1 protein-coding gene is annotated in these 606 nt (G+C 52.5%); it reads right to left on the bottom strand.

Translation table 11 applies throughout. The features are described from left to right. A partial coding sequence (locus FE394_RS19095) for an STY4528 family pathogenicity island replication protein (RefSeq protein ID WP_319927899.1) occupies window positions 1–606 on the bottom strand: 606 nt, incomplete at both ends.

Raw genomic sequence — 606 nt, 5'->3', positions numbered from 1 at the left:
CCTGCATTTTTGCAGGACCAAGCGTCGCAATAGGGGGGCAGCCTGGGCATACAGTTTTCCCTCCCGTGCCCGTTTCATCATGGTCAGTAGCCAGCCGACCGGGTTGCCGATTTTGCCTGCACGCAGCGCTCTGTCCAGACAATCCAAGACGATTTGAGCCTGTTCAGCGGGCAGGGCCTGTAATTGGCCGGTCAGCATGGTGACATCCTCCGGCTCCAGTTGTCGGCAAAGTCCTTCTGGCAAAAAAAGAGCAGACCGGGGATCTACGTATGTTTTTTTATTCACACTCTGTGTGAAAGAACGTACATAACGGTTCGGTTTAGTGGAATCACTATAAGTCGATGATTTTATACTGAGTTCGGAAACCGAATTCGGCTTAGTGGACACCTCTTTTTGTCTCAGTTCGGTTTCCGAATCCGGTGTCATTTCTCTGGGTTCGGTGTGCTGTTTTGCTTGTTGAAGGGCCTGCCTCATGACCCTTTGCTGTGGCGTCTGCACGGCATTCAACCGCGCCTCCAGTAAGCTGATATGACTATGACGATGGCGCATCATCGGATCTTCCTTAATGTCAGCCAGCACCGACCAGGCCGTCTGGCTGATAGTGCG

This window comes from Xenorhabdus littoralis (assembly GCF_033949345.1).
Taxonomy (GTDB): Bacteria; Pseudomonadota; Gammaproteobacteria; order Enterobacterales; family Enterobacteriaceae; genus Xenorhabdus; species Xenorhabdus littoralis.
The sequence above is the reverse complement of the archived record's forward strand: the minus strand, read 5'-3'. Positions and strand labels throughout refer to the sequence as shown.